The organism is Dactylosporangium siamense, from assembly GCF_016862795.1.
GTDB classification, from domain to species: Bacteria; Actinomycetota; Actinomycetes; order Mycobacteriales; family Micromonosporaceae; genus Dactylosporangium; species Dactylosporangium siamense.
Genome location: NZ_BONQ01000013.1, coordinates 1 through 16,178, shown reverse-complemented (window position 1 = coordinate 16,178; position 16,178 = coordinate 1). Strand labels below are relative to the sequence as shown.

The 16,178-nt window shown below is 71.6% G+C and carries 15 protein-coding genes; 2 read left to right on the top strand and 13 right to left on the bottom strand.

Going from position 1 to position 16,178, the window contains the following annotated elements; translation table 11 throughout:
* Positions 1 to 476: 476 nt before the first annotated feature.
* Positions 477 to 2,738 (bottom strand): family 43 glycosylhydrolase, encoded by a 2,262-nt coding sequence (locus Dsi01nite_RS01870; protein ID WP_203844218.1) that lies wholly within the window; start codon positions 2,736 to 2,738, stop codon positions 477 to 479.
* A gap of 142 nt (positions 2,739 to 2,880) precedes the next feature.
* Between Dsi01nite_RS01870 and Dsi01nite_RS01865 the strand changes: the two genes are divergently transcribed.
* Positions 2,881 to 4,308, top strand: coding sequence for a PQQ-binding-like beta-propeller repeat protein (locus Dsi01nite_RS01865; RefSeq protein WP_203844217.1), 1,428 nt, complete (start codon positions 2,881 to 2,883; stop codon positions 4,306 to 4,308).
* Here the strand turns inward: Dsi01nite_RS01865 and Dsi01nite_RS01860 are convergent.
* The 12 genes from Dsi01nite_RS01860 to Dsi01nite_RS01805 all read right to left on the bottom strand — a co-directional run bounded on the left by Dsi01nite_RS01860 (position 4,286) and on the right by Dsi01nite_RS01805 (position 12,589).
* Positions 4,286 to 4,732, bottom strand: a complete 447-nt coding sequence (locus Dsi01nite_RS01860; RefSeq protein ID WP_203844216.1) for a glutaredoxin domain-containing protein — start codon at positions 4,730 to 4,732, stop codon at positions 4,286 to 4,288. The genes Dsi01nite_RS01865 and Dsi01nite_RS01860 overlap by 23 nt on opposite strands.
* A gap of 18 nt (positions 4,733 to 4,750) precedes the next feature.
* The gene (locus Dsi01nite_RS01855; RefSeq protein ID WP_203844215.1) at positions 4,751 to 5,038 is read right to left on the bottom strand and encodes an SCO0607 family lipoprotein; all 288 of its coding nucleotides are present in this window, start codon (positions 5,036 to 5,038) and stop codon (positions 4,751 to 4,753) included.
* A 4-nt stretch (positions 5,039 to 5,042) separates the two neighbouring features.
* Positions 5,043 to 5,879, bottom strand: coding sequence for a TauD/TfdA dioxygenase family protein (locus tag Dsi01nite_RS01850; RefSeq protein WP_203844214.1), 837 nt, complete (start codon positions 5,877 to 5,879; stop codon positions 5,043 to 5,045).
* Between the two features lie 13 nt (positions 5,880 to 5,892).
* Positions 5,893 to 6,669, bottom strand: a complete 777-nt coding sequence (locus tag Dsi01nite_RS01845) for an ABC transporter ATP-binding protein (protein ID WP_203844213.1) — start codon at positions 6,667 to 6,669, stop codon at positions 5,893 to 5,895.
* Positions 6,653 to 7,684 carry a taurine ABC transporter substrate-binding protein gene (locus Dsi01nite_RS01840; protein ID WP_239135614.1) on the bottom strand — a complete coding sequence of 344 codons (1,032 nt, stop codon included), beginning with the start codon at positions 7,682 to 7,684 and terminating at the stop codon, positions 6,653 to 6,655. Before Dsi01nite_RS01840 ends, Dsi01nite_RS01845 begins: the two co-directional genes overlap by 17 nt.
* 70 nt (positions 7,685 to 7,754) lie before the next feature.
* Entirely contained in the window at positions 7,755 to 8,543 is a 789-nt protein-coding gene (locus Dsi01nite_RS01835; protein ID WP_203844212.1) for an ABC transporter permease, read from the bottom strand.
* Between the two features lie 83 nt (positions 8,544 to 8,626).
* Positions 8,627 to 9,781, bottom strand: coding sequence for a serine hydrolase domain-containing protein (locus tag Dsi01nite_RS01830; protein WP_239135613.1), 1,155 nt, complete (start codon positions 9,779 to 9,781; stop codon positions 8,627 to 8,629).
* Between the two features lie 77 nt (positions 9,782 to 9,858).
* Positions 9,859 to 10,638: an alpha/beta fold hydrolase gene (locus tag Dsi01nite_RS01825; RefSeq protein WP_203844210.1), complete on the bottom strand. Its 780-nt coding sequence runs from the start codon at positions 10,636 to 10,638 to the stop codon at positions 9,859 to 9,861.
* Positions 10,632 to 11,243 (bottom strand): adenylate kinase family protein, encoded by a 612-nt coding sequence (locus tag Dsi01nite_RS01820; protein WP_203844209.1) that lies wholly within the window; start codon positions 11,241 to 11,243, stop codon positions 10,632 to 10,634. Before Dsi01nite_RS01820 ends, Dsi01nite_RS01825 begins: the two co-directional genes overlap by 7 nt.
* Positions 11,240 to 11,770, bottom strand: a complete 531-nt coding sequence (locus Dsi01nite_RS01815) for a flavoprotein (protein ID WP_239135612.1) — start codon at positions 11,768 to 11,770, stop codon at positions 11,240 to 11,242. Before Dsi01nite_RS01815 ends, Dsi01nite_RS01820 begins: the two co-directional genes overlap by 4 nt.
* A 10-nt stretch (positions 11,771 to 11,780) precedes the next feature.
* Positions 11,781 to 12,269 carry a hypothetical protein gene (locus Dsi01nite_RS01810; protein WP_203844207.1) on the bottom strand — a complete coding sequence of 163 codons (489 nt, stop codon included), beginning with the start codon at positions 12,267 to 12,269 and terminating at the stop codon, positions 11,781 to 11,783.
* A complete protein-coding gene (locus tag Dsi01nite_RS01805; RefSeq protein WP_203844206.1) occupies positions 12,266 to 12,589 on the bottom strand; it encodes a hypothetical protein in 324 nt (107 codons plus the stop codon). Before Dsi01nite_RS01805 ends, Dsi01nite_RS01810 begins: the two co-directional genes overlap by 4 nt.
* Before the next feature lie 97 nt (positions 12,590 to 12,686).
* Here Dsi01nite_RS01805 and Dsi01nite_RS01800 point away from each other — a divergent pair, with 97 nt between their 5' ends.
* Positions 12,687 to 14,849, top strand: a complete 2,163-nt coding sequence (locus Dsi01nite_RS01800) for an Hsp70 family protein (RefSeq protein ID WP_203844205.1) — start codon at positions 12,687 to 12,689, stop codon at positions 14,847 to 14,849.
* Positions 14,850 to 16,178: the final 1,329 nt, after the last annotated feature.

The window sequence follows — 16,178 nt, the reverse complement described above, 5'->3', positions numbered from 1 at the left end:
GCCTGAAGCTGAATATTTGAAGGGGATGACGACCAGAACGCGCGGACCGCAACCGCGGCCCCCGAAGCGGCGATCACCCCGCCCCCGCCCATGATCAAAGGAGCGCCCTGGCCGTCTGGGCGACTGTCAGTTCCGGGGACATTCCGAACAGCCGCCTGGGCGACCACCCGGCGACTTCGATCAAGCAGGCAAGATCGAAAGATCACGGTGTGTGCCATGCCCGCGCCCCGACCTGGGTGATTTGTCCGAAGCTTTGAACCAACGGCGGTGTGGCACCACCGAATGACGACCTCGACGGCGCTGGATCATGTGAGGGCGGACCTGGCTTGGGATCACCGCAAGACGGCACGGACGGTGACCACGCCACCCTGTCGCACGGCCGAAGGCCGGGCGGAGCCATCAAGTCCCCGCAACTGGAGCTGAATATTTGAAGGTGATGACGACCAGAACGCGCGAACCGCAACCCGGGGCCGCACCTACGCCACGGCGTAGGTGCGGACGTAGTCGAAGCGGGCCGTGGCGCCGGTGGCGTTCATCGAGACCAGGCCGATGCGCAGCGCGCCCGCGCGGGGCAGCGACCAGGTGCCGCCCCAGGTCCAGTTGACGCCGTCGGTGCTCGAGGCCATCCGCACGTCGTGCTCGTTGTTGGCGGCGTCGTAGCGGTACACCAACCGCAGCCAGGTCGTCAGCGCCGGTGGGCCGCCGAACATAGGGGCGCTGGCCACCGCGGTCGGCGGGGTTGTCGTGGGGCGTTCGGCCTCCTTGCCGAACTCCGTCACGTGCAGGACCGTGCCACCGCCTCCCGCCAGGGGCAGGACCGTGTGGGTCAGCTTGAGGAAGCGGTTGTCGTTCTCGTACAGCACCAGCCCCGCCTGCTGATTGCCGGCGGTGCCGTCGAACTGCAGCTTGGTCTCGACCACGAAGTCGCCGGCGGGGACGGGGCGGTGCAGGACCGACGCGGTGTTGGTGCCGCCGACCAGTTCGGCCGCCTGGGTCGGCCACACGAGCTGGCCGCCGGACACGGTGGCGGCGGAGGCGCGCAGCCAGGTCCAGCCGGTGGTGCCGGTGGTGAACTCGTCGGAGTACGCCGGGAGCTGCGCGCCGAGCACCGGGTTCGGCACGCGGGCCGGCGGTAGGGGGTACAGCGGCGCCGCGCCCAGATTGTCCGCGGCCGCGACGCCGCCGGTCGAGGTGGCGCCGATACGGCCGCTCGACACAGCGCCGGCGGGCAGCGTGACGGTGACGGTCGAGACGGCGTCGCGGAGGCGGTCCGCGGTCACCCAGGTGACGAGGGTGCTGCCGCGCCGCTCGGCGGCCACGTTGTGCCAGGAGTCGTAGTCGAAGGAGGCCGGCAGCGGGCTGCTCGCGGAGGTGGTCATCCCGGCGACGGTGACGTCGACGACGAGCCGCTGCTGGGCCCGGTTGATCCAGGCGACGATGCGGTTGTTCGCGTCGGCCTGGCTGACGACGAGGCCGACCGAGCCGGTGCTCGCCCGCAGGTCGCCTTCCACCCGCAGGTCGCCGCTCACGGACGCGTTCGACAGTGTGGTGCCGGCGGTGGAGGTGGACAGGTACCCACCGGCGTCGGTCTCTGTCGCGATGGGCCAGGTCGTGCCCCAGCCGCCCAGCCCGGCGTTGAACGAGCTGCCGACCGTCCACGTGCTGACCGGCGCCGGTTGCGCGCCGGTCGAGGGGCCGGCGCCGGCCCGCACCACCGGCCAGCCGTCGATCCAGTCGAGGCGGTCCAGCATCAGCGGCCGGCGGCTGAGGTTGCTGATCGTGCCGCCCCACGGGTTGGTGACCGGGCCGAACTCGGGGTTCGAGGACGCGATGGCGTGGTACACCAGCCAGTCCTGACCGGACAGGTCGGTCTGGATCGCGTTGTGCCCCGGTCCGACCCAGCCGTTGCCGTTGCCGGCCAGGACGATGCCGTCCTTGCTCGTCAGGTCCATCAGGTTGCGGCCGCTGGGGGTCGTGAACGGCCCGAGCGGGCTGCTCGCCCGGCCGACCTTGACCGTGTAGCCGCTGAACGCGCCGTCGCAGCAGCCGGCGTCGGAGTAGAAGAGGTAGTACATGCCGTCGCGGCGGACCAGGAAGCCGCCCTCCATCCGCCGGCCGCGGGCGATCTGCGTGACGGCGCCGGTGAGCGCGGTCGCGGTGGCGTTCATGCGGGACACGCAGATGGTGTCGTAGCTGCCCCAGATGAGGTAGTGCGCGCCGGTGCCGATGTCGGTGTACATGGCCTGGTCGATGCTGCCGCTCGGGCAGCCGCTGCCGGAGCCGGGGACGATCCGCCCGTGGTCGGTCCACGGCCCGAGCGGCGTCGGCCCGGTCACCAGCGCGATGCCGCCGGTCGACATGGAATAGGTGAGGTGGTACTGGCCGTCGACGTACCGGATGTCGGGCGCCCACGGCCGGGTGCCGGACGGCCACCACGACGGCTTGGCGCTGACGGCGTAGACGTCGCCGACGTAGGTCCACGACACCAGGTCGGGGGAGCGCAGGATCGGCAGGATGTGCTCGTTCGGGTCGCCGGCGCTGACGCGGATCGGGTTGGTGGTGCCGTACGCGTACCAGAGCCCGTCCTTGCCGCGGATCATCGCCGGGTCGGGGAAGGTGTCGACCGTGCCCGCGCTGACCGGGTTGGTGTAGGTGCTGGGCGCCGCGGCCACCGTGGGCGGTGCGACGAAGACGGCGGTGGCGCTGAACAGGACGCAGAGCAGGGCGATGCGGCGCACGGGGTCTCCTCCATGGCGGGTTCTGGAGCCGTGCCGCGACGCTATGGCCTACGGATTTCTCCGTCGAGAGGCCGTCATATTGGGATTGCTCACTATGTCGTACCGCCATGGCAAGATGGGCATCGTCTCGGGGGAGGACGACATGCGACGTAGATTCTGGCTCCTGGTCGTGGCGGGCCTGCTGGCCGGTTGCGACGGCGGCGGCACACCGTCCGCGGCGAAGTCACCGGCGCCGCCGCCGTTGGCCCAGGCGTGGACCCGCACCGACCTCAAGCCCATCGGTCAGTTGACCGCCGTCGCCGGGGTCGCCGTCGGCTATGTCGCCGACAGCGGCCGGCTGCAGCTGCTCGCGCTCGACCCGGCGACGGGCAAGACGTTGTGGCAGCGGGCGGCATCACCGGGCGAGGTCGTCACCGGCATCGCGGTGACGGTCACCGTCGTGGACGGCAAGGTCGTCTACTTCCGGGCCGACCCGAAGGGCAACCTGTTCGCCAGCATGGTCGTCGCCGACCCGCGCAGCGGCGAGGATCTCGCGGTGACCGCCCCGGCGCTGTTCGTCTCCCCGCCGGCGGAGTGCTCGAACAAGACCGACGTGTGCACCATCTCCAGGACGTCCTACAAGGATAGGGCCGTCCCGCACCGCTTGCGGATGACCGACAAGCAATACGTGGAGGAGAACACCGGAGAGCCGGCCGGCGCACGGTCGATCGGTGCCGGCGGCCTCACCGACCTCGGCACCCGCAAGCCGGAGACGCTCGCGGTCGTGCGGGACGGCAAGGTGGTCTGGAAGCGGCCCCTCGCCGAGGCGTTCCCGGCCGGGTTCAGCACCGACCACGGCTGGAACTGGCAGCTGTATTCGCAGCAGAAGCTCTACATCGGCTCCGTCTACGGCGACTCGACGGGCACCCGCGACACCACCCTCACCCGGGACCTGGCGACAGGATCGGCGACGGCGGCACTGTCGGAGACCGACGGCGCCGTGGTGTGGCGGGACAGCGGCAGCTCCTTACATTGCTCGAGCCTGCTGGACCTGCCGGTCAACCCGGATGACGCCGACGGCCCGGCGGTTGCCGTGCGCTGCCGGTCCAAGGGCACCTCGACCTGGTCGGCCGCGACCAAGAAGAGCACCCGCACCGGGCTCGACGTCGTCATCGAGGGGTTCGACGTCATGACCGGCAAGACCACCTGGTCGGTGCCCGTCGGCGCGGCGGACGAGCTGGCCGGCGGCGACCAGCGTCCGGCGGTGGCCGGTCCGGCGCGGGTCCTGATCACCGGCGGGACCGGCCCGGTGGTCATCGACCTGATCAGCGGCAAGGCCGAGAAGCCGGCCGCCGACGCGACGTTCTGGTGCGGCGCGAGTTCGGAGTTCACCTACGACGAGCCGTATTACTTCGACGGCAAGCCGGAGACGAAGCGCCGCGGTGGCACGCTCGGGGTCGCCTGCGGCATCGACGGCAAGCCCGTCGACCGTCAGCCGGGCGACGCGTCGGCCCGTGCGTTCGGCACGAGGATCGGCAGCGACATCCTGGTCGCGAAAGCCGGCGCCGTCACCGGCTACCACCAGGGCTGAGCTGCGCACGCACCCATGCGGGGGCCGGGTTCACCCGGGCCTCGCCGCCGGGCAGGACGACGGTCGGCACGGTCTCGTTGCCGTCGGCCACCGCCCGGACGGCGGCGGCGGCCTCGGGGTCGCGCCAGATGTTCACCCACGACGCGCGCCGGGCCCGGCCGAGCAGGCTCAGCCGCAGGCGGGCGCAGAACTGGCAACCGGGCCGCCAGTAGACGATCGGCCGACCCTCCTCCGCGGCCCGCCGCTGCGCGACGGCCGCGGGGATGTGCCGGGGGAACGCGAGGGGCGAGAAGACGACGGCGAGCGCGACGAACACCAGCCCGAAGCCCACCGCGCCGCCCACCGAACCGCCAGAGACCTGGCTGGCGGCGACCACCGCGCCGCACGCCACGAACGCCAACGGCACCAGCCACACCCGGATCATGGACAGCACCGTAACCGTTTACGTCCCGCTGGTCACGGGTGCGGGGGAGATCAGGTTGCCCCGTTCGTCGAGGACCTTGTCGCTCCAGTACCGGTCCCACTCGTCGTCGAGGTACTTCGGGACCTTGCCGGCCGGGTAGGGCACGTAGCCGGCCGGCGGGTCGGCGCCGTCGCGGACGCAGGTGCGGCCGGTGGTGTTGCCGACCGCCTTCACCGGGTGCTCGCCGGAGCCGCAGACGCGTTCCTTGAGCGAGCACCCGGTTACCAGCAACGCCGTGAGCAGCAGCAGGACACCAAGCCGGGTCATACCTTCAGTGTGGACCCACCGGGACGTCTCCGCGCAGCGTGATGCGGTGCATGACGCGGTGGGCGGTGCCGTAGTCGCGGTTGGCGTAGTGCGCGGTGCTGCGGTTGTCCCACATCGCCACGTCGCCGGCCCGCCAGCGGTGCCGCACGATGTGTTCCGGCTTGGTCAGGTGCGCGTACAGCAGGTCGAGGATGCCGCGGCTCTCCGCCTCGGACACGCCGACGATGTGCGAGGTGAAGCCTGGGTTCACGAACAGACCGCGCCGGCCGGTCTCCGGGTGGACCCGCACGACCGGATGCTCGACCGGGTCGAGGCGGGTGACGACCTCGCCGTCCCAGACGCTGCCCTTGCCGCCGCGGCGCTGGGCCAGGTAGTAGCCGAACTCGCGGTTGCCGTCGTGCACCGCGGTGAGCCGGTCGGCGAGGTCCCGCACGGGCGCGGACAGCGACTCGTAGGCGAGCTGGCTGTCCGCCCAGTTCGTGTCGCCGCCGGACGGCGGGAGGACCACGGCCCGCAGGATCGAGCCGAGCGGCGGGCGCGGCATGAACGTCACGTCGGTGTGCCACACGTCGGCGAAACCGTTGTCGGCGCTGTCGAGGGCGTACACCTCGGGGTGGGCCTCGTCGACGCCGCCGACCACGGGGTGCGACGCGGTCAGCTCGCCGAGCCGCCGGCCGAGCCGCACCTGCCCGTCGTCGTCGAGCTGCTGCCCGCCGAAGAACAGCACCTTGTGCTCGACCAGCGCGGCCCGCACCTCGGCCAGTTCGTCGTCGGTCGCCCGGTCCAGGTCGATGTCGTGCACGTCGGCGCCGAAGCGCGGGCCGAGATGGTCGAGTTTCATCGTGGCGTTCCTTTCAGACTGTGGCCGCGTCGCGGACGGCGTGGCCGATCGTGGCGCGCAACGCGGCGTAGGACGGCAACCCGCGCAGCTCGTCCGGCTCGATGCCGGTGCGGGGCAGGTCGATGTCCTGGTCGAGGGCGACGCGGCCGGGGCGGCTGGTCAGGACGATGACGCGGCTGCCGAGGAACACCGCCTCGTCGACGCTGTGGGTGACGAACACGCAGGTCCGGCCGGTCTCCGCGGTGACCTGCCGCAGGTCCTCCTGCAGCCGCTCCCTCGTGAGCGCGTCGAGGGCCGCGAAGGGCTCGTCCAACAGCAACAGCGGATTCGGTACGGCCAGCGCACGGGCGATCGCGACCCGCTGCTGCTGCCCGCCGGAGATCTGCCACACCCGCCGCTCGGCGACGTCGTGCAACCCGACCCGCTCGAGCAGCTCCGGCACTCGCTTCGCGCGTTCCTCCCGGGACACCCCCGCGTAGCGCAGCGCGAGCTCGACGTTGCCGCCGACGGTCTTCCACGGCAGCAGCCGCGGCTGCTGGAAGACCAGGCCGGCGCCCCGGCCCGGCTCGGGGATCTTGCCGTCGATGCGCACGGTGCCGGTCGTCGGCTGCTCGAAGCCGGCGATCAGGCGCAGCAGCGTGCTCTTGCCGCAGCCGGACGCGCCGACCAGCACCAGGAAGGCGCCGGCCGGCACGGACAGGTCGACCGGGCCGACCGCCGCGACGGCGCCGTACCGGTGCTCGACGCCATCGATCTCGACGGCATGTTCGGTCTTAAGACTGGAGGACACCCGGGAGGCCCTTGGTGTAGATGGCCTTCTCGACCGTGGCGAGGTCCGGCACGGCGTCGATCTTCTTCTGGCCCTTGAGGAACTCGGCCGCCGCGAGGAGGTTCTTCGCCAGGTCGCCGACCTTCTCGGGGGTGCCGAGCCAGGTGCTGCTGGAGATGTCGGCCGGCTTGAGGAACACGCCCTGGCTCAGCTGGTGCTTGGCGTCCTCGGTGCTGATGTTGAGCTCCTTGCCGACGGCGGTGGCCGCGGCGGTGGGGTCGTTGGCGATGATGTCGAGGGCCTTCGCCTCGGCCTTGCGCCACGCGTCGACGGCGTCGGGGTGCGCGGTCGCGAACGCGGTCGACACGACGCCGAGGTCCAGCGTCGGCTTGCCCGCGGTGGCCAGCTCGCGGCTGGTGACGAGGACCTTGCCGGTCTTCTTCAGCTCGTCGAGGGACGGCAGCCAGGTGTACGCGGCGTCGAGGTCGCCCCGGGTCCACGCGGCCTGGATGTCCTGCGGCTCCAGGTCCACAATGGTCAGTTCGGACTCCTTGACGCCGGCCTGGTCCAGCGCGGCGAGGAGGCTGTAGTGCGCGGTGGAGGCGAACGGCGTGCCGACCTTCTTGCCCTTCAGGTCCGCGATCGTGTTGACGTTCGAACCGTTGCGGGCGACCAGGGCCTCGTTGTCGCCGGCGACGTCGAGGACGAACGCGACCTGGTAGGGGATGTTCAGCGGCGCGCTCAGGCCACGGGCGACCGGGCTGGAGCCGATGGCGGCGATGTCGACGCTCTTGGCCACGAACGCGGTGTTGATGCTCGCGCCCGAGTCGAACTTCGTCCAGGTGATCTTGTAGTCGGGCAGTGCCTTCTCCAGCAGCCCCTGGTTCTTGACGATGAGGTCGCCGCTGGGGAACGCCTGGTACGCGATCCGGATGGTCTTCTGCTCGGCGCTGGAGTTGCCGCTGGCGGCACCGTCGCCGCAAGCGGCAAGGGAGAGCGCAACGGCGGTAATGGCTACCAGACCTCTGATTTTCACGGTTGTCCTATCGGGGTTTCAGGCGCGTCCGCGCCGGGGGCTCGTCAGGCGCGTCCGCGCCAGGGGCTCGTCAGGCGCGTCCGCGCCAGGGGATGAGGCGGGTCTCGGCCTGACGCAGCACCGCGTCGATGGCGAGCCCGGACAGTCCGATGGCGAAGAGGCCGAGCACGACGACGTCGGTCTGCGAGTACCGCTGGGCGTCGCGGACCATGCCGCCGATGCCGGGCACGCCGTTGATGGTCTCGGCGGCCACGACGGAGGAGTACGCGATGCCGACCGCGAGCCGGATCCCGGTGAAGATCTCGGGCAGGGCGTTGGGCAGCACCACGTCCCGGGTCACCTGCCACCGCTTCGCGCCGAGGGCGCGGGTCGCCTCGACCAGGGCGGTCGGCGCGTTGTGCACGGCGGCGGCGGTGGCCACGGCGACCGGCGGCAGCGCGGCGATCGACAGCAGCCACAGCTTGGGCGTCTCGTCGATGCCGAACCAGATGATGAAGAGGCTGAAGTACGCCAGCGGCGGCAGCGCCCGGACGAACGTGACGACCGGCTCGGTGACGACGCGGATCCAGCCGACGGTACCCATGACGACGCCGAGGACGAGGCCGCCGGCGACGCCGATCGCGGAGCCGATCAGGATGCGGCGGAGGCTGACCCCGAGGTGCTCGATGAGCAGGTGGCCGCTGTAGCCGCGGGTGCCGTCGTGGACGGTCGAGGTCTGGATCAGCCGGTGCCAGACGGCGGCGGGGGAGGGAATGAACGTGGGGTTGTCCATGACGGTGGCGGTGACCTGCCACAACACGCCGAGCACGGCGATGGCCACCACCCGCAACCCGATCCGGCGGCCCCACTCGGCGTTCACGGCTCTCCTCGTACGTCAGGACCTGCAGAAGTATGCAATTCCTATCGTATAAGTAGAGTAGAAGCAAGTGGGGCCGCCGTTGATCACATGCTGGCCAGTGCCGCCGCGATGATGCGCTGGGAGCGCACCGGCTGGTCGCTGCCGCCCATGTGCAGCGTGTTGACGGAGAAGATCAGCCGCATGGACAGGTCCCGGGTCGCGGCCATCCCGTTGTTGTAGCCGGGCCGGTCGCCGCTCTTGCCCCACACGTACTGCGACGGCCCGACCGGCAGTTTGGTCAGCCCGGCGCTGTACACGGCGTCCTGGTCGTCGTCGGGGTCGTCGTTGCCGTCGTACAGCGGGATCCCCACCGGCACGGTGAACATCTCCGACAGCTGCGGCTCCGGGACGAGGTGCCCGCTGAACAGCGCCACCAGGAACCGGTCCAGGTCCGGGGCGGTCGAGATGATCGCCGCCGCCGACCACTGCAGCGACGTGTCGGCGCGGGTCACGTCGACCCACCCGTCCCCGGTGGCCTCGTAACCGTGCGCGTGCGGGCCGCGCACCTCGACGTCCCGGCCGGGCGCGGTGGTGCCGCGCAGGCCGAGCCGGTCGATGATCCGCTGCTGGATCTGCGACTCCCAGGTGCGGCCGGTGACCTTCTCGATCAGCAGCCCGGCGACGATGTAGTCGACGTTGCCGTACCGCTGCTTCGTGCCGGGCGTGAACGCCAGGGGCTTCGCCGTGTCGATCTGGCTGCCCTTCGCCCAGTGGTCGTAGCGGTGGTCCTGGAACCAGTCCCACTGCTTGTTGCCGGTCTCGACGTGGTTGAGGCCGCTGGTGTACGTGAGCACCTGCCGCACCGTGATCGGCGCGGTGCCGGCCGGCAGGAGGTCCGGCAGGTAGTGCTGCACGGTCTGGTCCAGGTCGACCTTGCCCTCGGCCGCCAGCTGCAGCGTGACCACGGCCGTGAAGGTCTTGGTCATGCTGCCGATGCGGAACCGGCCGTCGATCGGGACCGTCCGTCCCGTGTGGACGTCGGCGACCCCGGCGGTGCCCTGCCGGCAACCCCCGGCGTCGTGGAGCAGCACGAGCGCCCCGGACGCCTCCGCGTCCGGCAGGCCGGTGAGGGCCTCCCGCAGCGGCGTCCCGTTCGCCACGGTCGTGCAGCGCTGCCGGCCCAAACCCCCGGCGCTCGCGGCTGTGGCCGGTCCGATGACGAGCGCGGCCGCGATCAGGGCGGCAGTGAGTGTGCGCAACGCCGACACCTCCAACGATAGGTGGAAATCTGTTGCTCCCACCCTGTCGCCGGCGGTGCCGCACGGGCATCCGGGGTTTACCTCCGCGGGTCCCCGAGAACCGCCCCCGAGAAGCCGTCAGGGTCTTCCACCCACGGCAGGTGGCTCGCCCCGTCGAAGATCACCCTGCGCACGTCGGGCAGCGCCGCGGCCAGGGAGTCCACCGCCCAGCGGGGCCTGAGGTCCTCGCTGCCGTCGATGATGAGCACCGGCACCCGCAGCTCCCGGCACAGCGCGGCCACGTCGGTCTCCCGCAGCCGGCGCGCGACCTCGGCGTTGAGCGTGGTGTTGCACTCGCGGTTGATGTCGAACCACGGCGTCGCCATCGCCTCGGCGTGCGCGGCGGCCCGCTCCCGGTCGGGGAACTCGGCGGTCCACTGCCGCACGACCGCGGCGCGGTCCCAGCCGCCGGGCACGCCCCGGACGCGTTCCCGGAACGCCGGCTTCCAGGTGTCCTCGTCGTCGATGCCGGTGCCGGCCACGTACACCAGGCGCCGCACCCTCCCTGGGTGCCGCAGCGTGTATTCGAGCGCCAGATGCGCGCCCCACGAGTGCCCGAGCAGCGTGGCCTTCTCCTCGGCGTGCCCGGTCAGCACCGCGTCGAGGTCTTCGACGGCGCGGTCCAATGTGTACGGTCCACGCCGCGCCGACCGGCCGCACCCGCGCTGGTCCCAGCGGATGGTCCGGTAGTCGCCGGCGAACATCGTGGCGAGGTCGCCGGCCATGTCCCACAGCCCCGGCCCGCCGTGGCAGAACACCAGCGGCGGCCCCTGCCCACCGACCTCCGTCCACAGTCGACACCCGTCGTCGGTCAGCACGTGGCGGCCTCCGCGATCTGTTCGAGCGGCAGGGTCGCGTCGACGTCCACCATGAGCCCTCGCTGTCGGTAGTACTCGAGGACCGGCGCGATGCGATCACGGTAGATCGGCAGCCTGGCGGCGACCATCCGGGGGCTGTCGTCGTCGCGCTGGAGCAGTTCGCCACCGCACCAGCCGCACCGGCCCGACTCGGGTGGCGGGTCGAACTCGACATGCCATCCCCTTCCGCAGCCGCGACACATGCGCCGCCCAGTCAGGCGGCGGGTGATCTCTTCGTCGGACAGGACCAGGTCGACGACCCGGTCCACGGGCGGGCCGCTCGCCGCCAGCATGGCGGCCTGGCTTGCGCTGTGCGGGAATCCGTCGAGGACGAAACCGTTTACGTCGAGGTGGGTCAGGAGCGTGGACAGCAGCAGCTCGTCCGGGACGAGATCGCCGGCGTCCATGAACCGCTTGAACTCGACCGACGCCGGGGTCTGGGCGCGGAACTCGGCCTGGGCGACCGTTGTCAGGCTGAAGACGGGCACGCCGAGGCGGCCGGCGATCAGTTCCGCGACGGTCATCCGGTCCGAGGACGGCGGGCCGAGGACGACGAGCCGTCTCATCGCGGCAGCGCCCGAAGGGCGTCAACCAGGGCCGGCCACGGGAACGGTGGGGGCGGGGTGGTCGGGTCGCTGTCCAGCGGTGGCACCGACGCCGGGTCGAACACGACCGTCACGCCCCACTCGCGCAACGTTCGCAGGCTGGCCTTGAACGCCGGATGGTTGGACAGCCCCACATTCGGCGTCGGTACGGCGATGACCGGTCTGCCCAGCCCGATGCCCTCGTTGAGCAGGCCCAGCGCGAGGGTGTCGCTGATGCCGGCGGCGAGCTTGTTGACGGTGTTGAAGGTGGCCGGCGCGACCACGAACGCGTCCGCCGGTGGGAGCACGTCGGGCTCGTCGGGCTGCTTGTATCGCGACCGCACCGGAAAACCGGTCTGTGCCTCGAGTTTCCCGGCGTCCAGGAACTTCAGGCCGTCGGGGGTCGCCACGACGCAGACCACCCAGCCGTCGCGCTGGGCGTCGGCGACGAAGTCGGGCAGGTCCGCGGCGGGGCGGCCACCGCAGGCTATGACGTACAACACCGGCATGCGGCAAAGGCTAACCGCCTGGGCACTCATGGGCGCACCCGTGGACCGGTGACGGCGGCTCCAGGTCGGCGGGCACGTGCCCGATGACCGGCGTGCTGGCCGTGGTGCCGGCGGCGCACAGGATCACGAACAGCAGCGGCGCGGCGATGAGGGCGCCCACGAAGTGTCGCGTCCAGCCGGGCTCGTCGGCGCTCTTGGCGATCACGGCGCCGATCGCGGGCAGTACCACGGCGGCCACCATCGCAAGGAGGAACAGGGTGTCCGTGGCGGCCCCGAAGGCCTCCGCTTCCGCGCGGGTCGGCGTAAACGGTTTCGCGGTCCGGCGGATCAGGGCGACGACGAGCAGGAACGGGGTGCCGTACAGCCATGTGTAGAACAGGACGCCGAGGGTGGTGCGCCGCATCGGGTGGCTGCGCCGGGTCGTGTCCTCGGGGTTTGTCGCGTGGCTGTGTCCCGTCGTGTCGTTCGTCGGGTGGCTGTGTCGCGTCGTGTCGTTCATCGCGTGGCCCCGTAGAGGGCGACGCCGGCACCGACGACGGCGGCGGTCAGGGCGGCGGACAGCGTGCCGGCGAGGGCCGCAGGCAGCTTCAATCGGGTCACGGCGGCGGTCACCGCCAGCAGCAGCACCAGCAGCAGCGGCACGCCGGCCACGAAAACGATGACGGGCAGGATGTCGAGCAACGACAGGCACGCGCCGAAGCCGGAGCAGTCGCGGTCCGGTTGCTCCGGCACCGACCACTCACCGACGGCGGCCGCGATGACGGCGGTCACGAACCAGCCCACGCCGACCAGGAGGCTCGCCCCGAACGTTTTCGCCATACAGTGATCTTGGGTGGTCGTTCGAAGCGCGGCATCGGTGTTCGTACTCAGGTGCTTCCTAGGTACGATGCGTCGTCCGGTCGGTTGGGGGTGCGCAGTGCAGGGTCAGGTCCGGTTCGCCGTCGACCTCGGCACCTCCAACACGGTGGCCGTCGTCGACCGCGGTGACGGCACGCCGCGCCCGCTGCTGTTCGACGGCAATCCGCTGCTGCCGTCCGCCGTGTTCGCCGACGCCTCCGGAACCGTTTTCGTGGGTCGCGACGCCGAGCGGCACATGGCGACGGACGCGGCGCGCTACGAGCCGAACCCGAAGGGTCACGTCGACGAGGGGCTCATCCTCCTCGGCGACCGCGAGGTGCCCGTCGTCGAGCTGCTCGCCGCGATCCTGCGCCGCGTCGCCGGCGAGGCCGCGCAGACCGGCGTCCTGGCCGGCGGCACGACCGTGCTCACCTGCCCCGCCGACTGGGGCCCGCGCCGCCGCGCCGTGCTCTCCGAGGCGGCCGCGCTCGCCGGCCTCGGCCGGGTGACGCTGCTGGACGAGCCGGTCGCGGCCGCCACGTACTGCATGCGGGTCCTCGGCTCGCGCATCGCCCCTGGTCGCAGCGTCGCCGTGTTCGACTTCGGCGGCGGCACCCTCGACGTCACGGTGGCCACGGCCGCGCCGGACGGGCTGCGGGTCCTCGCCACCGGCGGCCTCGACGACCTGGGCGGCACCGACATCGACGCCGCGCTCGTCGGCCACCTCGGCCAGCAGATCGCCGCGCACGACGCCGCGCTGTGGCGGCGCCTGCAACACCCGCAGACGTCCACCGACTTCCGGGACCGGATGACGTTCTGGTCCGAGGTGCGCGCGGCGAAGGAGATGCTCTCCAGGGCCGCCTCGGCGCCGGTGCACGTGCCCGGCGTCGACGCGGCGACCCACCTGACCCGCGAGGAGCTGGACCGGGTCGCGGGGCCACTGGTCGACCGCGCCGTCGACGAGACCCGCCGGGTGCTGCAACGCTCCGGGATAACGACGGCTCACCTCGACGCGATCCTGCTCGTGGGGGGTTCGAGCCGGCTGCCGCTGGTGGCGAGCCGGCTGCACGCGCGGTTCGGGCTGGCGCCGGTCGTGCCGGAGCAGCCGGAGCTGCCGGTCGCGTTCGGGGCGCTGCTGCTGGGCAACAGCCAGTCTTCGGCGGCTCCCGGGCAGGACGCGCCGGTCTCGCCCGTGACGCCGGCGGCCGGCTATCCGGCGTCGGCGTCGCCCGCATATCAGATGTCAGCGCCGCCGGCTCACCAGGCGTCGGCGCCGCCGTCCTATCAGGCGTCCGCGCCGCCGTCCTATCAGGCGAATCCGACGGGGTTCCAGGCGCCTGCGTCCTCGACGTTCCAGGCGTCGGCACCACCGGCGGCGTACCAGGCGTCGGCACCACCGGCGGCGTACCAGGCGTCGGCGCCGCCGGCGGCGTACCAGGCGTCGGCGCCGCCGGCTTATCAGGCTGCGCCGGCCTATCCGGCGCCGCCGGCTGTTGGCGGTCCGCCTGTTGGCGGTCCTGAGGGTCCGCCTGTTGGGGGTCCGCCTGTTGGGTATGCGCAGCAGCATGGCTATGCGCCGCAGCAACAGCCGCCGGTTGTGCCGCAGCGTGCGCAACGGCCTTCGGTCATCATCGGCCCAGGTGTGACGATGCAGGGCAACGTCGCGATCTACGGCGACGAAGACCTGATGCCGCAGTACGCTCGCGACGAGCCCGACCGCCACACCCGCGACGAAGCGCCGGCCGACCCGCCGGCCCGTACCCGACGGAGCCCCCGGTTCTCCGTCTCCCGCCTGTTCTTCCGGCTGCGGCTCATCGCCATCCCCCTGGTCATCGTGCTGGCCCTGACCCCGTGGGGCCGCGGCCTGCTGTCCGCCGGCCGCGACAAGGTCAAAGAGTGGACCGGCAGCCCATCCGCCACCCCGACGGTCGCGGTCTCCACTTCCACCGCGGCCACCCCCACGAAGTCCACCGCCTCCACGGCCCCGACGGCCTCGGCCGCAGTGACCCCCGACACGGTCAAGGCCGGCACCTCCGTCAAGGTGACCGCCACCGGCTTCGACAAGTCGGAGCAGGTCACCATCAAGGTCAACGGCGTACAGCAGATCGTGAAGCCCGCCACCGCCGGCAAGGTCGAATGGACCATGCCCACCAGAACCCTCAAACCAGGCCCCACCACCGTCGTCCTGACCGGCGCCACCAGCAAACGCCGAGCCGAGGCAACCCTGGAAGTCACCGCTTAGCAGCGCGTACGGTGCTGATCGCAGAGGGTCATGCCGCTGGACGCGGTGGTGTGCGACCTCGAGAATGAGGTGTGGCGCCTACCGGGGGGAGGCGGGCACGTGCCACGACCATACTTTTCGCTGGAAGCCCCAGACGCTGGTTCAATGGCCTCTGGCCCAATGGACTCAAACGCTCGTCTCGCCGCGTCGAGGGCCGACTTTCTCCGCCGCCACGAGGAGAAAGTACGGATGCGGGCGGAGTTCGCCGAGGCCCGCAAGCACGGCCTGGCGGCCCGCCACGCAACGAAGCTGGCCCGGATCCAGTCCGCTCGCCTGTTGGCAAGCACAGCGGCCCAGCCGTCCCGTGCGGCGTCGCCGTCCCGTGCGGCGTCGCCGTCCCGTGCGGCGTCGCCGCCGACCGAACGCCGCCGACCACCAGCAACAGCCCCCAACCCAACACCACGCAGCGCCGTGCCTGCCCCGCCGGTTCCCGTGCCTGCGGGTTCGCGCCTTGTGCCTGCGGGTTCGCGCCCTGTGCCTGCGGGTTCGCGGCGCACGCCTGTCGGGCCGGCTCAGCAGCGTCACACAGCCAACGACCTTGAGTCTGGTGCTCGGCGCGACGCAGTATCAGTCGCTCCCGTGCCCGCGGGGCCGTGTCCCACGTCTGCCGGCCCGGCGTCCACACCTGTGCGTTCGCATCCCGCACCCGCAAGCACACGTCCCGTGCCTGTGGGGCCGTGTCCCACGTCTGCCGGCCCGGCGTCCACACCTGTGCGTTCGCATCCCGCACCCGCAAGCACACGTCCCGTGCCTATGGGGCCGATGTCCGCACCTGTGGGTCGGCGTTCTGCGCCTGTCGGTCCGGCGTCGGCACCTGCGGTCCGGCGTTCTTCGCCTGTCGGTCCGGCGTCCGCACCTGTGGGCCAGTGTTCCATGCCTGTCGGGCATGCTGTCGTTCCTGCACGCTCCACTTCCGTTCCCGCGAGGCCGGTTTCCGGCGCCGTGCAGCACGGTTACAGCGCCAAGTGCCGCGCCCGACTTCCTTCCATGCCGGTTCGGTCGACATCCATGCTTGCTCGGCCGGCCCTGCGCGTGCTCAGACGGATTCGGCCTCAGCTCAGACATTCCGGCAGGTCCGGCAGCTCCGGCATCGGCTTGGACGGTTTCCGTGCCTTCGCCCCGGCGGCGGTGTTCGCTGGCTGGCGTCCCCATCCCCGCGCCCCGGCGTCTCCGCGACCGGGCGTCCCCATCCCCGCGCCCCGGCGTCTCCGCGACCGGGCGTCTCCGTCTCCGCGACCGGGCGTCTCCGTCTCCGCGACCGGGCGTCTCCGTCTCCGCGACCGGGCGTCT